Raw genomic sequence first — 16,016 nt, 5'->3', positions numbered from 1 at the left:
GGACATCCTGGAGTGGCTGCGTCGTTCGACATGTTCCGCAACGGGGCGGGTTGGATCCAGTATACCCGTGGCTCGGCCATGAATGGGGCTTTGGCGGCACCTGAGTCCGCATCTGCCGTCCTGGGGTGGCCGCTGTCGACTCCCCATATGCGGGCCGGGGGCCCAAGAGCTTCACAGCGCCACTCAGCGCTTCCGCTCGTCAACGGTCCGCACCTGTGTGTGTTCCCTCACCCTTACGTGCTTTTTGCTGACTTACGCCTGTTTCTCCAGTTACGCCCCGCTACGCCCGGAAGCCGGCCATCCCCGACCAGCTCCACCCCCGTCACACGAAACCCCCAGGTCAGCAGCCAGCCGGTGAGCCAGCCAGCTGGTCAGCCGTACGTATCGCCCGGCCCACTACTGCCCGGAGCACGCAACGGACCCGCCGACCGATGCGGAGCCTCCGGACCCCGCACCTTGATCAGCTTCACCGTGCCCTGCCCCACCACCTCGTTCAGTCGCGCCACCAACCGGGGCGCCAACAGCCTCAACTGCGTGGCCCACGCGCTCGAATCACAGCGCACCAACAGACTGCGCTCCCGCTCGTCGTAGTGCTGCGGCGCACAGTGCTGCGCGACCTCCGGCCCCACCACCTCCGGCCACCGCCCCATCACGCCGCCCACCGCGGCCGGAGCCTCCCACCCCCGCTCCGTGACCAAGCGCCGCACCGCCGTCCCCAACGGAAGCGGATCGCGACCATCCCGGCCCGCCCCGGAACGCAAGCCGCCCCGGCGCGCCTGCTTCCGCTCCGTGGCCGCCGCGCCACGTTCCCGCGCCTGCGCCTTCGCCGCCCGCAACGCCACCCGTGCCAGATCCACACCGGACGGTTCCGGAGCCGTCTCGGGTGATGCCGGCGGCGGGTCGGCCGGCTCGCCTCCCTCCGGCCCGCCGCCCGACCCGCCGACACCCATGTCCGTACGCTCACCCATCAGTCATCACCCGGCACCCCCAACAGCGTGCCGTCCGCCACCCGATAACGCGCACCCGACAGGACCTCCGGGACGTCCTCCTCCACCGCGGCCGTCACCAGCACCTGTTCCCCCTCCGCCACCAGCTCCGCCAGCCGGGCCCGGCGTCGCACGTCCAGCTCGGCGAACACGTCATCCAGCACCAGCACCGGCTCGGGGCCCTCCCCCTTCAGTACCTCGTACGCCGCCAGCCGCAGCGCCAGGGCCAGCGACCAGGACTCCCCGTGACTCGCGTAGCCCTTCGCCGGCAACTGCCCCAACTTCAGCAGCAGATCGTCCCGATGCGGGCCCACCAGGGTCACCCCGCGCTCGACCTCCTGCCCCCGCGCCTCCGTCAGGGCGGCCAGCAACTGCTCGTACAGCTGCGCCGACGAGCCCCCGGCGACCGGAGAGCGATACTCCAACAGCACCGGACCACCTCCCGGCGCCAACTGCTCGTACGCCTTGTCCACCACCGGCTGCAAGGCGGTGACCAGTGACAGGCGCTGTGCCAGCAGTTCCGCACCGGCACGCGCGAGATGCTGGTCCCACACGTCCAGCGTGGCCAGCTCCGGCTGCGAGCCCGCACTCCCCCCAGCGCCCGCGGCGTCCGGCCCGCTCGTCGCCGTACGCCGCCGCGCGCCGCCCTGCCGACGCGCCATCGCCGCCGTCCGTAGCAGCGAGTTCCGTTGCTTCAGGACCCGGTCGTAGTCCGCGCGCACACCCGCCATCCGCGGTGCACGCGCGGTCACCAGCTCGTCCAGGAAGCGTCTGCGCTCGCCAGGATCGCCCTTCACCAGACTCAGGTCCTCCGGCGCGAACAGCACCGACCGCAGAATCCCCAAGGCGTCCCGCGGTCGCACCTGGGCGGAACGGTTGATCCGCGCACGGTTCGCCTGGCCGGGGTTCAGCTCCAACTCCACCAGCTGTTCCCGGTGGTCCTGGCGCACCACGGCTCGTACGACCGCGCGCTCCGCGCCCATCCGCACCAGCGGAGCGTCCGAGGAGACCCGGTGGCTACCCAGCGTCGCGAGATAGCCGACGGCCTCGACGAGGTTCGTCTTGCCCTGCCCGTTCGGACCTACGAACACCGTCACACCAGGCTCGAGCGCGACCTCCGCCCGGGCGTACGAGCGGAAGTCGGCGAGCGAAAGATGCCTGACATGCACGAACTTGCGCTGACCTCCCTGGACCGCGTGGCTTACCGCTGAGCGTTCTCCACCGCGTGGCCGCCGAACTGATGGCGCAGCGCGGCGATCATCTTCATCTGCGGCGAGTCCTCCTGCCGGGAGGAGAAGCGCGCGAACAGCGAGGCTGTGATGGCGGGTAGCGGCACGGCGTTGTCGATGGCGGCCTCGACCGTCCAGCGTCCCTCTCCGGAATCGGCGGCGTACCCGCGCAGCTCGTCGAGATGCTCGTCGTCGTCCAGCGCGTTCACCGCCAGATCGAGCAGCCAGGACCGGATGACGGTGCCCTCTTGCCAGGAACGGAAGATCTCGCGCACGTCGGTGACCGACTCGGCGGCCTCCAACAGCTCCCAGCCCTCGGCGAACGACTGCATCATGGCGTACTCGATGCCGTTGTGCACCATCTTCGCGAAGTGCCCGGCACCCACCTTGCCCGCGTGCACCGCGCCGTACGGGCCCTCCGGTTTCAGCGCGTCGAAGATCGGCTGTACCACCGCGACGTGCTCCGCGGCGCCTCCGTACATCAGGGCGTAGCCGTTGCGAAGCCCCCAGACGCCGCCGGACACCCCGCAGTCGACGAAACCGACGCCCTTCGCGGCCAGCTCCTCGGCGTGCTTCTCGTCGTCGCTCCAGCGGGAGTTGCCGCCGTCCACGACGACGTCACCCGGCGACAGCAGTTCGCCCAGCTCGTCCACGGTCGCCTGCGTGGCGGCGCCAGCGGGGACCATCACCCACACGACGCGGGGCGCCGGCAAGGTCTGCACAAGCTCCGCGAGACTGTGGACATCGGCGAGTTCGGGATCGCGGTCGTATCCGACGACGGTGTGGTCCGCGCGGCGAATCCGCTCGCGCATGTTGCCGCCCATCTTGCCCAGGCCGACGAGACCGAGCTCCATCTGTGAACGCCTCTTTCCCTGTTGCTCGCCTGCTGCGTGCTCGCCGGCGGTGCGCTGAACAGCCGGCGTCGACACGGGACGGGATGTCCCGACCAAGCGAGCCTACGCCTGCCGCCGCCTGCACATCTGTGGGCTCAGCCGCTCAGTCGCACCGGCATGATGAGGTACTTGTACGCGGTGTCCACCTCCACGTCCTTGGCCGGCTTGCCGCCCAGCAACGCCGGCTTGGTGGAGCTGGTGAAGGAGAGTTGCGCGACCGCGGAGTCGATCGCGCTGAGGCCTTCCAGCAGGAAGCCGGGGTTGAACGCGATGGAGACGTCCTCGCCCTCCAGGTCGGCGTCCACCCGCTCCACAGCCTGTGCGTCATCGCTCGAGCCGGCCTCCAGGGTGAGTACGCCCTGCTCGAAGCTGAGCCGCACCGGAGTGTTGCGCTCGGCGACCAGTGCCACACGCTTGACCGCCTCGACGAAGGGGGCCGTCTCGATCACCGCGACCGAGTTGAACTCGGTCGGGAAGAGCGTGCGGTACTTGGGCAGGTCGCCTTCCAGAAGACGGGTGGTCGTACGCCGCCCCGCACCCTCGAATCCGATCAGTCCCTCTCCGGTGCCCGAGCCGGACAGGGCCAGGGACACGCTCTCCCCGCCGCTCAGGGACTTGGCGGTGTCCAGGAGCGTCTTTGCCGGCACCAGGGCGACGGCGGAGGTGTCCGGCGCCTCCGGTTTCCACAGGAACTCGCGGACGGCGAAACGGTAGCGGTCAGTGGAGGCCAGGGTGACGGTGTCGCCCTCGATCTCGATACGCACTCCGGTCAACACCGGAAGCGTGTCGTCCCGGCCGGCCGCGATGGCGACCTGGGAAACGGCCGCGGCGAACACCTCGCCCGGCACGGTGCCGGTCGCCGTCGGCATCTCGGGCAGGGCCGGGTACTCCTCCACAGGCAGCGTGTGCAGGGTGAACCTGGAGGAACCGCAGACCACCGTCACCCGTACACCCTCTGTGGAGATCTCGACGGGTCGGTTCGGCAGCGAACGGCAGATGTCAGCGAGCAGCCGCCCCGAGACCAGGACCGTGTCCTCCTCCTCGACCTCGGCCTCGACCGAGACCCGGGACGAGACCTCGTAGTCGAAGCCGGACAGGCTCAGTGTGCCGTCCTCGGCCTTGAGCAGCAGTCCCGCCAGGACGGGCACGGGCGGTCGGGCGGGGAGGCTCTTGGCAGTCCACGCCACCGCCTCCGCGAGTACGTCGCGTTCTACCCGGATCTTCACCTTCAGCCGCCTCCTGCTGTCGCTGGCGTCTTGCCGGGGTCCAGTCTGACGTACGCCGCAGACAGTCGGGGCCCGGAGAGTCAAGTCATCGCCTCGGGGAGGGGTCCTGGCCGTCCCAAGTTGTGCACAGCACCCACTTCAAGAGGATTCCCGGGCTCTCTCTAGGTGGTCGTAGTAGTAGGGCTTGTGGAAACCGGGGATAACTCCGTTTTCCCTGCTCAGAGCGGCAGTTTTTTCCACCGCGGGCTGTGGGCCCGGTGGTGGACAAGTCAGGGTGGCTGTGGATCGCACGGCGGCGTACACAGGCCGTGCACAGCGACGGCTGACTTTCCCACAGCCAAGCCCACAGGTTTCGCCGACTTCTCAACAGGGAAACGGAGGGCCCGGTGTGAGCTGATTCACTCGGTCCAGTGAGCGGGCGCGTTGCGTTGCCGAACAGTGGACAACCATGTGGAGAAGCTGGGGACAACTTCCGAGGGGCTGTGGGCGGGCGGTGGACAACATCATCCGCGCCCTGTTGGCGACTCCCGTGTCCACAGCTTGTGGAGTCCTCGCGCCCACAAATCCCCAGGCCTCTGACCTGGCTTTATGGTTTCGTGCGAGGGCTGTCTGTGGAGGCTGTTGGGATAACTCAGTTCTCCTCAGGGTGTGGACGTGGGAAGTACGCCATTCCTGTGGAGTGTTGGTCTCCTGGCAGCGTGAATCGAACAGCGAGCAGCAGGTTGGATGCTGGCCCGGGGGCGCTGCGGCGCGACGTGGGCGCCGCAGCGCCCGTGATGGACGGCGAGTGACAGGCCGTGCCGCTCGGAGAGTGCGACCGAACGCACTGGCGCGCGTATGCCGTCCCGTCGCACCGTGCGTACGGCCGACGTGACGGGACGACGTGACGGGCTGGCGGGCCGGCGGGTCGGGCGGTGCGACGCTGAAGCGGTTTCAGCCGTTCTTGATGCGGTTGGTCAGCTCCGTGACCTGGTTGTAGATGGACCGCCGCTCCGCCATGAGCGCACGGATCTTGCGGTCCGCGTGCATGACGGTGGTGTGGTCGCGACCGCCGAACTGCGCGCCGATCTTGGGTAGCGAGAGATCGGTCAGCTCACGACACAGGTACATCGCGATCTGCCGGGCGGTCACCAGGACCCGGCTGCGGGACGAGCCGCACAGATCGTCGATGGAGAGCCCGAAGTAGTCCGCTGTGGCCGCCATGATGTCGGCGGCGGTGAGCTCCGGCGCCGCCTCCTCGCCGCCTGGGATGAGGTCCTTGAGCACGATCTCGGTGAGCCCGAGGTCGACGGGCTGCCGGTTGAGACTGGCGAAGGCGGTGACCCGGATGAGCGCGCCCTCGAGTTCGCGGATGTTCCGGGAGATCCGCGAGGCGATGAACTCAAGCACTTCCGGAGGCGCGTTGAGTTGTTCCTGCACGGCCTTCTTCCGCAGGATCGCGATGCGCGTCTCCAGCTCGGGCGGCTGGACATCCGTGATCAGACCCCACTCGAAACGGTTCCGGAGCCGGTCCTCAAGAGTCATCAACTGCTTGGGCGGACGGTCGGAGGACAACACGATCTGCTTGTTGGCGTTGTGCAGCGTGTTGAAGGTGTGGAAGAACTCCTCCTGGGTGGATTCCTTGCTGGCCAGGAACTGGATGTCGTCGACGAGCAGGATGTCCATGTCGCGGTAGCGCTTGCGGAAGGCGTCCGCCTTTCCGTCGCGGATCGAGTTGATGAACTCGTTGGTGAACTCCTCGGAACTGACGTAGCGGACCCGGGTGCCCGGGTAGAGGCTGCGGGCGTAGTGCCCGATCGCGTGCAGCAGGTGTGTCTTGCCGAGCCCCGACTCCCCGTAGATGAAGAGCGGGTTGTACGCCTTGGCCGGCGCTTCGGCGACCGCGACCGCGGCAGCGTGCGCGAAGCGGTTGGAGGCGCCGATCACGAAGGTGTCGAAGAGGTACTTCGGGTTGAGCCGGGCGGTGGGTTCGCCGGGCCCCGTCGCTGGCGCGGGTTGCGCCGCGAGCGGTCCCGGGGCACCAGAGGGGGCGGGCAGCCGGCTGGGGTCGTCGTAACGCCGCGCGGGAGGTTCGCCCTGGCGGGGCTGTGGCGGATGCGCGCCTCCGGGCGCGGTGCCGGGGGCGACCCCGGCACCGCCGGGGTGCTGCGGCGCGGCTTGGTGCTGTGTGGCTTGGTGCTGGGTTTGTTGGTGCTGGGCGGGCTGCGGGGCGTAGGCGTCATAGGGCGCGTACGAACGCTGCTGTGGTGGCCGCGGATGCTGCTGTTCGTACGGCTGCTGTTCGTACGGTTGGGACGTGGCGGGGTGCGGGGGGTCGTACGACGGGTGCTGCTCGTACTGCTGCGGGGGCTGTGTCTCGTAGGACGGCGGTGCTGGCTGTTGGGCGTGCTGGTGTGGGTACTGCTGGGGGGGCGAGTACGGCTGCCCGTGCGCCGGTGGTGGCCACGCGCCGGGGTGCTCCGGGGACGGTTGCGGCCGTGGGGACTGCGGGTGATCGGGATAGGCCGCGCGGGGGCTCGGCAGCTCCGGGGCGTCGTGGCCGTCCCGCGGTGGTCCGTCGTGTGCGCGGTCGTGCGGTGCTCCGTCGTGCGGTCGTCCGTCGTACGGAGGTGGTGGCTGACCGCCCGTGGGCGGTTGGCCCTCGGGCGCGGGACGCGTGTCCGAGGGAGCGCTGATCGCCTCGTCCCCCGGAGCGGTAGGGCCGGTCACGGTCACGGCCAGGCGTACCGACTGTTGGCACTCGCGACTGAGCGCTTCGCTGATCAGCGGTGCGAGCCGTCCTTCGAGAACGCCCTTGGCGTACTCGTTCGGTACGCCAAGCAGCGCCGTCCCGGACACCAGGACGAGAGGCTGACAGTCGTTGAGCCACCGTTGGTCCTTGGCCTCGACGATCTGTCCGTCGGCCAGGAGTTGGTCGCGGACACGTGGCCACACCGCAGCGAGGTCGGCAGGTAGGTCAGCCACGGGCACGCTCTCTCACTCGCTGGGCGGGTTCCGCTTCTGGAAGGACACGAGATCCCGCGAATGTGTGATTCTCGGGACGCTCGGGAAGGAACGGGAGTTGAGTCACGGTAGTCAGGCCGACCAGCAGGGTTCAAGTCGTTGTCCACAGGCTGTGCACGACTGGCGGAGGGGTATCCTCAGCCACCTGTGTTTGACCCGGTGCTGGGAGCGCACGTACCGTATCGAGGTCGAGTTGTCGATGGCTGCTGCCGCCTGCCTCCGATGGGCAAAGTTGAAGCGGTGCACACTCGAGCGTTACGAGCTACTCGTGGGCGCACGGTGACAGCCAGTCGACGCCCCAGTCCGTCTCGTTGAGACTCAAGCTTTCTGGAGCCCCGAGTGAGCAAGCGCACTTTCCAGCCGAACAACCGCCGCCGTGCGAAGACGCATGGATTCCGGCTGCGCATGCGTACCCGTGCGGGCCGGGCGATCATCGCGAACCGTCGCTCGAAGGGCCGCTCGCGCCTGTCGGCTTGAGCGTTCAGACCAGGTCCATGACGTGCTGCCCACCGAGAACCGGCTGAGGCGGCGCGAGGACTTCGCGACAGCCGTACGGCGAGGACGCAGAGCGGGACGCCCGCTACTCGTCGTGCACATGGTCAAGCGCGCGGACCCGTACGCCGCGGGGGGATTCGGTCCTCCCGCGCGTGCGGGTTTTGTCGTGAGCAAGGCCGTCGGGGGAGCGGTCGTACGCAACCTCGTCAAGCGTCGACTGCGTCAGCTCATACGTGACCGGCTTGGTTCACTTCCGCCGGGTAGCCTGGTGGTCGTACGGGCGCTGCCCGGTGCGGGTGAGGCGGGTCACGACCCATTGGCCCGAGACCTGGACACCGCGTTGCAGCGGTTGCTGGGGAGGGCACCGTGAAATATCCGTTGCTCTGGTTGATCAAGCTTTACCAGTGGACCATCAGTCCGATGCTTGGGCCGGTCTGCCGGTATTACCCGTCCTGTTCCCATTACGGGTATGGCGCTATCGATCGCCATGGTGCGGTCAAGGGCACGGCGCTCACCGCCTGGCGCATCCTGCGCTGCAATCCGTGGTCGCCCGGTGGAGTTGATCACGTCCCTGCCCGGAAGCGCCCGGTGTGGCATCAGCGGCTTCGCAGCCGGTGGGAGCACCGGGCACAGTCCCACGCCCAAGGAGTCTGATTCGTGGACACGATCCTCGGTCCTCTCTATACCGTTGTTTCCTGGATCATCGTCCAGTTCCACGCGCTGTACAGCCTTGTGTTCGACAAGGACAGTGGCTGGGCCTGGGGTCTGTCCATCGTTTCACTGGTGGTGCTGATCCGGATCTGCCTGATTCCGCTCTTCGTGAAGCAGATCAAGTCGACGCGGAACATGCAGGCGCTCCAGCCCAAGATGAAGGCGATCCAGGAGCGTTACAAGAGCGACAAGCAGCGTCAGTCCGAAGAGATGATGAAGCTGTACAAGGAGACGGGCACCAATCCGCTCTCCAGTTGTCTGCCGATTCTGGCTCAGTCTCCGTTCTTCCTCGCGCTCTACCAGGTGCTGAACAAGATCGCCGGCGACAACCCGGTGGGCGTACTCGACGCTGAGCAGGTGGACAGCGCCCGTAACGCGCACATCTTCGGCGCGCCGATCGCGGCGAAGTTCCTCGACAGCGAGGAGAAGGTCAACGCCCTGCAAGCGACGCTCACGGATGTACGTGTGGTCACGGTCATCATGATCGTGATGATGTCGGCGTCGCAGTTCTACACCCAGCGCCAGCTGATGACGAAGAACGTCGACCTCACCGTGAAGACGCCGTTCATGCAGCAGCAGAAGATGCTGATGTACGTCTTCCCCGTCATGTTCGCCGTCTTCGGCATCAACTTCCCGGTCGGTGTGCTCGTGTACTGGCTGACCACCAACGTGTGGACGCTCGGCCAGCAGATGTTCATCATCAAGCGCAACCCGACGCCCGGCAGTGTCGCGTACACACAGCGTCAGGAGAAACTGCGTGCCAAGGGCAAGCTGAAGGAGGAGCCGGCCGAGGTCGAAGCCAAGCAGCTGGCCGAGGAGGCTCGCGCGAACCGTACGCAGCCGAAGCGGCAGACCAAGGCGCAGCGGCAGACGGGCGTGGAGGACCGGGAGGCTCCGGCCACGAAGCGCCCTGCGGGCCAGACCCAGAAGGCGGGCCAGGGCCAGAAGGGGGGCTCCGGCCAAGCGAAGACGGGGGCGAAGCAGTCCGGCACCGGAAAGAAGTCGGGGTCTGGTGGGAAGTCCGGCGCACAGCAGAAGAAGCCGCAGGGACAGCAGGGCAAGAAGAAGCCGCAGTCCGCGAAGTCGAAGAAATAAAGGAGTCCATCAGTGACGGAGACGACTGCCACGGAGGGCGCCGACACCTTGTCCCGTCTGGAACAGGAGGGTGAGGTCGCGGCTGACTATCTTGAGGGGCTTCTCGACATCGCCGATCTGGACGGCGATATCGACATGGATGTCGAGGCTGATCGTGCCGCCGTGTCGATCATCGGTGACGATTCGGGGCGTGCGCTGCAGAAGTTGGTGGGGCGGGATGGCGAGGTCCTGGAGGCCCTTCAGGAGCTCACTCGTCTCGCGGTGCACCGTGAGACGGGCGAGCGGAGCCGACTGATGCTGGACGTGGGCGGTTTTCGGGCGCGCAAGCGTCAGGAGCTGGCCGAGCTGGGTGCGAAGGCGGCTGAGGAGGCCAAGGGCTCCGGTGAGGCAGTGAAGTTGCGGGTGATGACGCCGTTCGAACGCAAAGTGGTGCACGACGCCGTTGCGGAGGCCGGACTGCGCAGCGAGTCCGAGGGCGAGGAGCCGCAGCGCTGTGTGGTTGTGCTGCCATGAGTGGACCACTCCCGGAGCGGGAGCAGAGTCTCCCAGCGCCTCCGGAGGCGGCACGGGAGTTCTTTGGTGACGCGCTTCCGACAGCTGTGCGGTATGGCGAGTTGTTGGCGGACGTCGGGGTGCGCAGGGGTCTCATCGGGCCGCGTGAGGTGCCACGTCTGTGGGAGCGGCACCTGCTGAACTGCGCCGTGCTGGCGGAGGTCGTACCTGACGAGGTAACCGTGTGCGACGTGGGTTCCGGCGCTGGCCTGCCTGGGATTCCCCTCGCACTGGTTCGGCCTGATCTCAGGATCACGTTGCTGGAGCCGCTGCTGCGACGAACGACCTTCTTGCAGGAGACGGTGGAGCTGCTTGGCCTCGACCAGGTGGATGTGGTCCGAGGCCGGGCAGAGGAGGTTCTGGGCTCGTTGTCGCCGGTGCAGGTGGTGACCGCTCGCGCGGTTGCGCCGCTGGACCGGCTGGCCGGCTGGGGAGTGCCGTTGTTGCGGCCGTACGGCGAGATGTTGGCGATCAAGGGCGATACGGCCGAAGAAGAGCTGAAGGGCGCTCGGGCGGCCCTGCAGAAGCTGGGTGTTGTGGAGACATCGGTGGTGCAGGTTGGCTCGGGAGTCGTCGATCCACTGGCCACGGTAGTGAGAGCGGAAGTCGGAGAGAGCCCGGGTGGAGTCCGGTTCGCGGCCAAGCGGGCGAAGGCCGCGAAGGCTCAACGGCAGCGAGCGAGGAAGTCGCGCAGGGCCTGAGCTTAAAGATCATGTGTGAAAGGCTTCGTGGGCGGACGAGGGCATACACGGCGTTCGCGTGATTACTCCATAGCAGCGCCGTGCGCTTCCGCAGCGGAGTGTCGCCTACTCCGTCTACTGGTGCGGCTGCATGGTGTTTCACGTGAAACGACGCTCTCTGCTGCACGGAATCATCAGCCGCGGGCGTGCGGCTGCCAATCCACGCGATCGTGGCCATGTCGAAGCACGTACCGCGTCTGATTCATCCACAGGTAATCGGGGCTCGCTGGTTCATGACCCCGGAAGCATGGCAGGCTTTGAGTCTCAACAAGGTCCTGCTGAGGAGAGTGAACCCTTGCGGTCCGACGCCAACTTCGCGGGACCGATGGCCGACCCGGTCCCCGGTCCCCGCGCTGAGTCCACGGATGCTGCACGTGAGACGCCGCCCCCGATGGATGTCAGTCCGAGTACTGATGAAGCTGTCCCTTCTGCATCTGGCGGAGCTGTACCGCCAGTGGGCCGTGCGGCCCAGCAGGTGGTGGAGGCCATGCATCAGGCGGGCGAAGGGCTGCTCCGGCCGGAGCAGACGCGTGTGATGGTGGTGGCCAACCAGAAGGGCGGCGTGGGGAAGACCACGACGACGGTCAACCTCGCGGCCTCGCTGGCGCTGCATGGTGCCAGGGTCCTTGTGGTTGACCTCGATCCGCAGGGTAACGCCTCCACCGCATTGGGAATTGATCATCATTCCGAAGTGCCGTCGATCTACGACGTGTTGGTGGAGAACAAGCCGCTGTCCGAGGTCGTGCAGCCGGTTCCGGACGTGGAGGGTCTGTTCTGCGCCCCGGCCACCATTGACCTCGCTGGCGCGGAGATCGAGTTGGTATCCCTCGTGGCACGGGAAAGCCGGCTGCAGCGTGCGCTGGAGGCATACGATCAGCCACTGGACTACATCCTGGTCGACTGCCCCCCGTCTCTCGGCCTGTTGACGGTCAACGCGTTGGTGGCGGGTGCCGAGGTGCTCATCCCGATCCAGTGTGAGTACTACGCCCTGGAGGGCTTGGGCCAACTCCTTCGAAACGTTGATCTGGTGCGTGGTCATCTCAACCGGGACCTGCACATCTCGACGATCCTTCTGACGATGTACGACGGGCGTACCAGGTTGGCCTCGCAGGTGGCTGAGGAAGTGCGGAGCCACTTCGGCAACGAGGTGCTCCGGACGAACATCCCGAGGTCGGTGCGTATCTCCGAAGCGCCGAGTTACGGCCAGACAGTGCTGACGTACGATCCGGGCTCCAGCGGTTCGCTGTCGTATCTGGAGGCAGCCCGGGAGATCGCTTTGCGTGACCCATTTGCTCAGCAGGAGCAGCAGAGTATGGCGGAGGGTATGTAGTGAGCGATCGACGTAGGGGGTTGGGTCGGGGCCTCGGGGCCCTGATCCCTGCGGCTCCGAAACCTACCGATGATTCGGAAGGCCCCACCTTGCAGGAGGGGGGCGTTACTTCACCGTCTGCTGTGCCTGTGCTTTCTCCGGAGCGAGGAGTGGCCGCGGCCAAGGTGGCTGGTCTGCCGGACAGCGGATCGGTGTCGACCGTTTCACATGAAACGGCGTCCGGCGAGCCGGCGTTGGATGGTTCGACCGTGTCGCAGGAAAGCATGACGGAAGAACATGCGGCCGAGACGCCAGGGGCTCACTTCGCAGAGCTACCGCTGGATGCGATTACGCCGAACCCACGGCAGCCACGTGAGGTGTTCGACGAGGACGCATTGGCCGAGTTGGTCACCTCCATCAGCGAGGTTGGACTGCTGCAGCCAGTGGTGGTTCGCCAGTTGTCCTCTGATCGCTACGAACTCATCATGGGTGAGCGGCGGTGGCGGGCTTGTCGCGAGGCGGGCTTGGAGGCCATCCCCGCGATCGTGCGCGCCACCGAGGACGAGAAGCTGCTGCTGGACGCGCTGTTGGAGAACCTGCATCGCGCGCAGCTGAATCCTTTGGAAGAGGCGGCTGCGTACGACCAGCTGTTGAAGGACTTCGACTGCACGCACGACCAATTGGCTGACCGGATCGGTCGGTCTCGCCCGCAAGTGTCCAACACCCTGCGTCTCCTTCGTCTGTCTCCCTCCGTGCAGCGGCGGGTGGCCTCGGGTGTGCTCTCGGCCGGACATGCTCGGGCGCTCTTGTCAGTGGAGGACGGTGGCGAACAGGATCGGCTCGCTCATCGAATCGTGGCCGAAGGTCTTTCGGTCCGCGCGGTGGAGGAACTGGTCACCCTTCTCAACTCAGACCCCAAGGCGGCCCCGAAGGCGAAAAGTCCCAGAGCTGGCAAGCGCGTGTCTCCAGCTCTGGATCAGTTGGCTGGTCGCTTGTCAGATCGCTTTGAAACGCGCGTGAAGGTGGACTTGGGGCAGAAGAAGGGGAAGATCGTCGTCGAGTTTGCTTCCATGGAGGACCTGGACAGAATTCTGGGAGAACTCGCGCCGGGAGAAGACGGCGTCTTCGAACAGTTGCAGGCTGGGACGAGTGCGCAGTCAGAGGGCGGTCAGACGACGGAAGAGGACGACCATCGGTAGGGCTCTCATCTCGGCGTGCTCCGATTGCGGAACGAGCTGGCGCCCCATGGATACGATGTAGCCATGGGGCGCCAGCTCGTTCCGCTTACCTTGGACAACCTTCCGGATCTTCCTGATCCTTGCCGTCGCTGCGCCTTCTGGGAGCTCGGTCCGGTAGGTGGTGAGCCAGTTGCCGGAAACGGATACTCAGCCACAGAGAAGGAAGCCTGGATCTCGACGGTGCTTCTGGAGTGGGGGTCTTGTGGTCGGGTGCTCTATGTGGACAATACGGCGGTTGGCTTTGTCCTCTACGCGCCACCGGCGTACGTACCGCGGTCAAGGAGCTTTCCCACCAGTCCCGTATCTCTGGACGCGGTTCAGTTGATCACAGCCTTGGTGCTGCCGCACTACCAGTCCCAGGGGTTGGGCCGAGTGATCATCCAGACGGTCGCGAAGGATGTGATGCGCCGAGGCTTCAGAGCGGTGGAGGCGTTTGGGGATCTCCGTTGGAGCGAGCCCAACTGTGTCCTACCTGCTGACTACTTGCTTGCGGTGGGTTTCAAGACGGTACGTTCACACCGCGCTCTCCCTCGGCTGCGCTTGGATCTGCGCTCGACACTCTCATGGAGAGAGGATGTGGAACGGGCCTGGGGGCAACTGATTGGAGCGGTGCAGAAGGACCCGATACTACGTCCGTTGTAGGGTGACGGCCCGCGGAGGCGCCCGGCAGCGCTGTAGAGAGCCTCGGGGCACGTGGTGTTTCACGTGAAACGGGGCCCGTGCGTCACGGGCCCCGTTGTGAATCTCTGCGTGGTCAGGCGATGTAGTCGGAGAGATCGCGCTCGATGGCCGCCTTGGGCTTGGCGCCGACGATCGTCTTGACCACTTCACCGCCCTGGTAGACGTTCATGGTGGGGATCGACATGATGCCGTACTTGGCGGCAACGGCTGGGTTCTCGTCGATGTTCAGCTTCACTACGGTCAGCTTCTCGCTGTGTTCGCTAGCGATTGCCTCAAGGGACGGGGCGATCTGACGGCACGGACCGCACCACTCCGCCCAGAAGTCGACGAGAACGGGCTTGTCACTCTTGAGCACGACCTCGTCGAACGTCGCGTCAGTTGCGGTCACGGTGGCGCCAGCCATAGTCATTCTCCTCTGCGTGGTTCTGCTGTGGTGTGGTTGTGACGGTTGGAGGATTGGACTCAGACCGCTGCGGCATCGGCTGGTGCGGGGGTCTGCTCGAGCTTGGTTTCCGAAGAGGATTCGTCCGCCTGCGCTGAGAGGAAACGTTCGGCGTCCAGGGCTGCGGCGCAACCCGTGCCAGCAGCGGTAACGGCTTGCCTGTACGTGTGGTCCACCACGTCCCCTGCGGCGAAGACACCGGGGATCTTCGTGCGTGTGGAAGGCGAGTCGACCTTGAGGTAGCCCTCCTCGTCGAACTCAAGAACACCCTCAAAGAGTTCCGTGCGCGGATCATGGCCGATCGCGACGAAGAGCCCGGTTACCGGAAGCTCCGTCGTCTCTTCGGTGTGAGTGGTGTTTCGCAGGGTCAGTCCCGAGAGCTTGCCGTTCTCCTCATGGATCTCGGCTACTTCGCTGTCCCAGGCGAAACGGATCTTGGGGTCAGCGAAGGCACGCTCCTGCATGGCCTTGGACGCGCGCAGGGCGTCACGGCGATGAACGACGGTGACCGACTTCGCGAAGCGAGAGAGGAACGTAGCTTCCTCCATAGCCGTGTCACCACCTCCGACCACGGCGATGTCCTGGTCACGGAAGAAGAACCCATCGCACGTGGCACAGTAGGACACGCCGCGGCCCGAAAGCTCCTCCTCACGCGGCAGCCCCAGAGTGCGGTGCTGAGAGCCCGTCGAGACGATCACCGTCCGGGCGCGGTGCACTGTCCCGGCTGAGTCGGTGACGGTCTTGATCTCACCGGAAAGATCCACGGCGGCGACATCGTCAGGGACGAGTTCCGCACCGAAGCGCTCAGCTTGGGCACGCATCTGGTCCATGAGTTCAGGACCGAGGATGCCGTCTCGATAGCCCGGATAGTTCTCCACATCCGTGGTGTTCATGAGCGCGCCGCCAGCGGTGACGGAGCCCTCGAAGACCAGTGGCTGCAGCGACGCGCGCGCGGTGTAGAGCGCAGCTGTGTAGCCTGCGGGACCTGAGCCGATAATGATCACGTTGCGGACGTCGCTCACAGGAACTTCCTTGTCTGTCGGCTGTATGTGTGGATCTCCGTGGCGCAGGATTTCACCTACTCCAACGGATGCCCAAGCGCAGACATTCCCAGGTGGTGTCGACGCACGCGAGGCCGGTTCAGCCTCGCGGGTACGTGTGTTTCGTGAACACTTCCGCGGGACCCTGTGCCGCACCCGTGGAACACCGCGGATCGACCAGGTAGGCGTCCACGGCGTCAGCGTTCCCAGGATGCGGTAGGACGACGAGATAGGCGTTGCGGCCCTTGTACGGGGAGTTCGGGTCGGCGGCGAGCGGCTCCTCGTCCCGACCGATACCTTCGGTCACGCAGCTGGGTAGCGCGGTCGCAGAGTCGCCCTGGAGCGGGGCGTCCTCGGTCGCGCTGCGCTGTGGCTG

General features: G+C 66.3%; 17 protein-coding genes. 9 read left to right on the top strand and 8 right to left on the bottom strand.

The features are described 5' to 3' along the window. Positions 1 to 371 precede the first annotated feature (371 nt). The 5 genes from AN216_RS22275 to dnaA all read right to left on the bottom strand — a co-directional run bounded on the left by AN216_RS22275 (position 372) and on the right by dnaA (position 7,298). Positions 372 to 950: a DciA family protein gene (locus AN216_RS22275; protein WP_070198548.1), complete on the bottom strand. Its 579-nt coding sequence runs from the start codon at positions 948 to 950 to the stop codon at positions 372 to 374. A gap of 17 nt (positions 951 to 967) precedes the next feature. After that, on the bottom strand, positions 968 to 2,155 hold the full coding sequence (gene recF, locus AN216_RS22270; RefSeq protein ID WP_070198491.1) for a DNA replication/repair protein RecF: 1,188 nt from the start codon (positions 2,153 to 2,155) through the stop codon (positions 968 to 970). A 32-nt stretch (positions 2,156 to 2,187) separates the two neighbouring features. Beyond that, entirely contained in the window at positions 2,188 to 3,144 is a 957-nt protein-coding gene (gene gnd / locus AN216_RS22265) for a phosphogluconate dehydrogenase (NAD(+)-dependent, decarboxylating) (protein ID WP_275522451.1), read from the bottom strand. Between the two features lie 59 nt (positions 3,145 to 3,203). Next, complete coding sequence (gene dnaN / locus AN216_RS22260; protein WP_070198489.1) at positions 3,204 to 4,334, bottom strand: DNA polymerase III subunit beta; 1,131 nt, start codon at positions 4,332 to 4,334, stop codon at positions 3,204 to 3,206. Positions 4,335 to 5,267: 933 nt separating this feature from the next. Next, a complete protein-coding gene (dnaA, locus tag AN216_RS22255; RefSeq protein ID WP_070198488.1) occupies positions 5,268 to 7,298 on the bottom strand; it encodes a chromosomal replication initiator protein DnaA in 2,031 nt (676 codons plus the stop codon). A 378-nt stretch (positions 7,299 to 7,676) separates the two neighbouring features. Here dnaA and rpmH point away from each other — a divergent pair, with 378 nt between their 5' ends. The 9 genes from rpmH (at position 7,677) to AN216_RS27470 (ending at position 14,119) form a co-directional block, all read left to right on the top strand. Beyond that, complete coding sequence (rpmH, locus tag AN216_RS27480; protein WP_079166853.1) at positions 7,677 to 7,814, top strand: 50S ribosomal protein L34; 138 nt, start codon at positions 7,677 to 7,679, stop codon at positions 7,812 to 7,814. A gap of 22 nt (positions 7,815 to 7,836) precedes the next feature. Next, positions 7,837 to 8,202: a ribonuclease P protein component gene (gene rnpA / locus AN216_RS22250; protein WP_070198487.1), complete on the top strand. Its 366-nt coding sequence runs from the start codon at positions 7,837 to 7,839 to the stop codon at positions 8,200 to 8,202. After that, a complete protein-coding gene (yidD, locus tag AN216_RS27475; protein ID WP_079166852.1) occupies positions 8,199 to 8,486 on the top strand; it encodes a membrane protein insertion efficiency factor YidD in 288 nt (95 codons plus the stop codon). Before rnpA ends, yidD begins: the two co-directional genes overlap by 4 nt. Before the next feature lie 3 nt (positions 8,487 to 8,489). Next, positions 8,490 to 9,638, top strand: a complete 1,149-nt coding sequence (gene yidC, locus AN216_RS22245; RefSeq protein WP_070198486.1) for a membrane protein insertase YidC — start codon at positions 8,490 to 8,492, stop codon at positions 9,636 to 9,638. A 12-nt stretch (positions 9,639 to 9,650) separates the two neighbouring features. After that, positions 9,651 to 10,151: a Jag family protein gene (locus tag AN216_RS22240; RefSeq protein ID WP_070198485.1), complete on the top strand. Its 501-nt coding sequence runs from the start codon at positions 9,651 to 9,653 to the stop codon at positions 10,149 to 10,151. Further along, a complete protein-coding gene (gene rsmG / locus AN216_RS22235; protein ID WP_070198484.1) occupies positions 10,148 to 10,891 on the top strand; it encodes a 16S rRNA (guanine(527)-N(7))-methyltransferase RsmG in 744 nt (247 codons plus the stop codon). The genes AN216_RS22240 and rsmG overlap by 4 nt, the downstream gene beginning before the upstream one ends. Positions 10,892 to 11,177: 286 nt before the next feature. Beyond that, a complete protein-coding gene (locus AN216_RS22230) occupies positions 11,178 to 12,260 on the top strand; it encodes a ParA family protein (RefSeq protein WP_079166851.1) in 1,083 nt (360 codons plus the stop codon). Next, a complete protein-coding gene (locus AN216_RS22225; RefSeq protein ID WP_079166850.1) occupies positions 12,260 to 13,438 on the top strand; it encodes a ParB/RepB/Spo0J family partition protein in 1,179 nt (392 codons plus the stop codon). The genes AN216_RS22230 and AN216_RS22225 overlap by 1 nt, the downstream gene beginning before the upstream one ends. Positions 13,439 to 13,501: 63 nt before the next feature. After that, the gene (locus AN216_RS27470) at positions 13,502 to 14,119 is read left to right on the top strand and encodes a GNAT family N-acetyltransferase (RefSeq protein WP_079166849.1); all 618 of its coding nucleotides are present in this window, start codon (positions 13,502 to 13,504) and stop codon (positions 14,117 to 14,119) included. A 112-nt stretch (positions 14,120 to 14,231) separates the two neighbouring features. Here AN216_RS27470 and trxA read toward each other — a convergent pair whose 3' ends face one another. The 3 genes from trxA to AN216_RS22210 form a co-directional block, all read right to left on the bottom strand. Next, complete coding sequence (trxA, locus tag AN216_RS22220; protein WP_338059279.1) at positions 14,232 to 14,615, bottom strand: thioredoxin; 384 nt, start codon at positions 14,613 to 14,615, stop codon at positions 14,232 to 14,234. Between the two features lie 5 nt (positions 14,616 to 14,620). Beyond that, a complete protein-coding gene (gene trxB / locus AN216_RS22215; RefSeq protein ID WP_070198481.1) occupies positions 14,621 to 15,622 on the bottom strand; it encodes a thioredoxin-disulfide reductase in 1,002 nt (333 codons plus the stop codon). Positions 15,623 to 15,740: 118 nt separating this feature from the next. Next, a complete protein-coding gene (locus AN216_RS22210) occupies positions 15,741 to 15,947 on the bottom strand; it encodes a hypothetical protein (protein WP_070198480.1) in 207 nt (68 codons plus the stop codon). Positions 15,948 to 16,016 lie beyond the last annotated feature (69 nt).

Origin of the sequence: Streptomyces oceani, from assembly GCF_001751245.1 — a bacterium.
GTDB classification, from domain to species: domain Bacteria; phylum Actinomycetota; class Actinomycetes; order Streptomycetales; family Streptomycetaceae; genus Streptomyces; species Streptomyces oceani.
The sequence above is the reverse complement of the archived record's forward strand: the minus strand, read 5'-3'. Positions and strand labels throughout refer to the sequence as shown.

What these genes read in the sequence shown, in the direction of transcription:
- AN216_RS22275 (WP_070198548.1), bottom strand. Translation starts at nt 950, where the DNA reads ATGGGTGTCGGCGGGTCGGGCGGCGGGCCGGAGGGAGGCGAGCCGGCC.
- rsmG (WP_070198484.1), top strand. Translation starts at nt 10,148, where the DNA reads ATGAGTGGACCACTCCCGGAGCGGGAGCAGAGTCTCCCAGCGCCTCCG.
- AN216_RS22230 (WP_079166851.1), top strand. Translation starts at nt 11,178, where the DNA reads ATGGCAGGCTTTGAGTCTCAACAAGGTCCTGCTGAGGAGAGTGAACCC.
- AN216_RS27470 (WP_079166849.1), top strand. Translation starts at nt 13,502, where the DNA reads ATGGGGCGCCAGCTCGTTCCGCTTACCTTGGACAACCTTCCGGATCTT.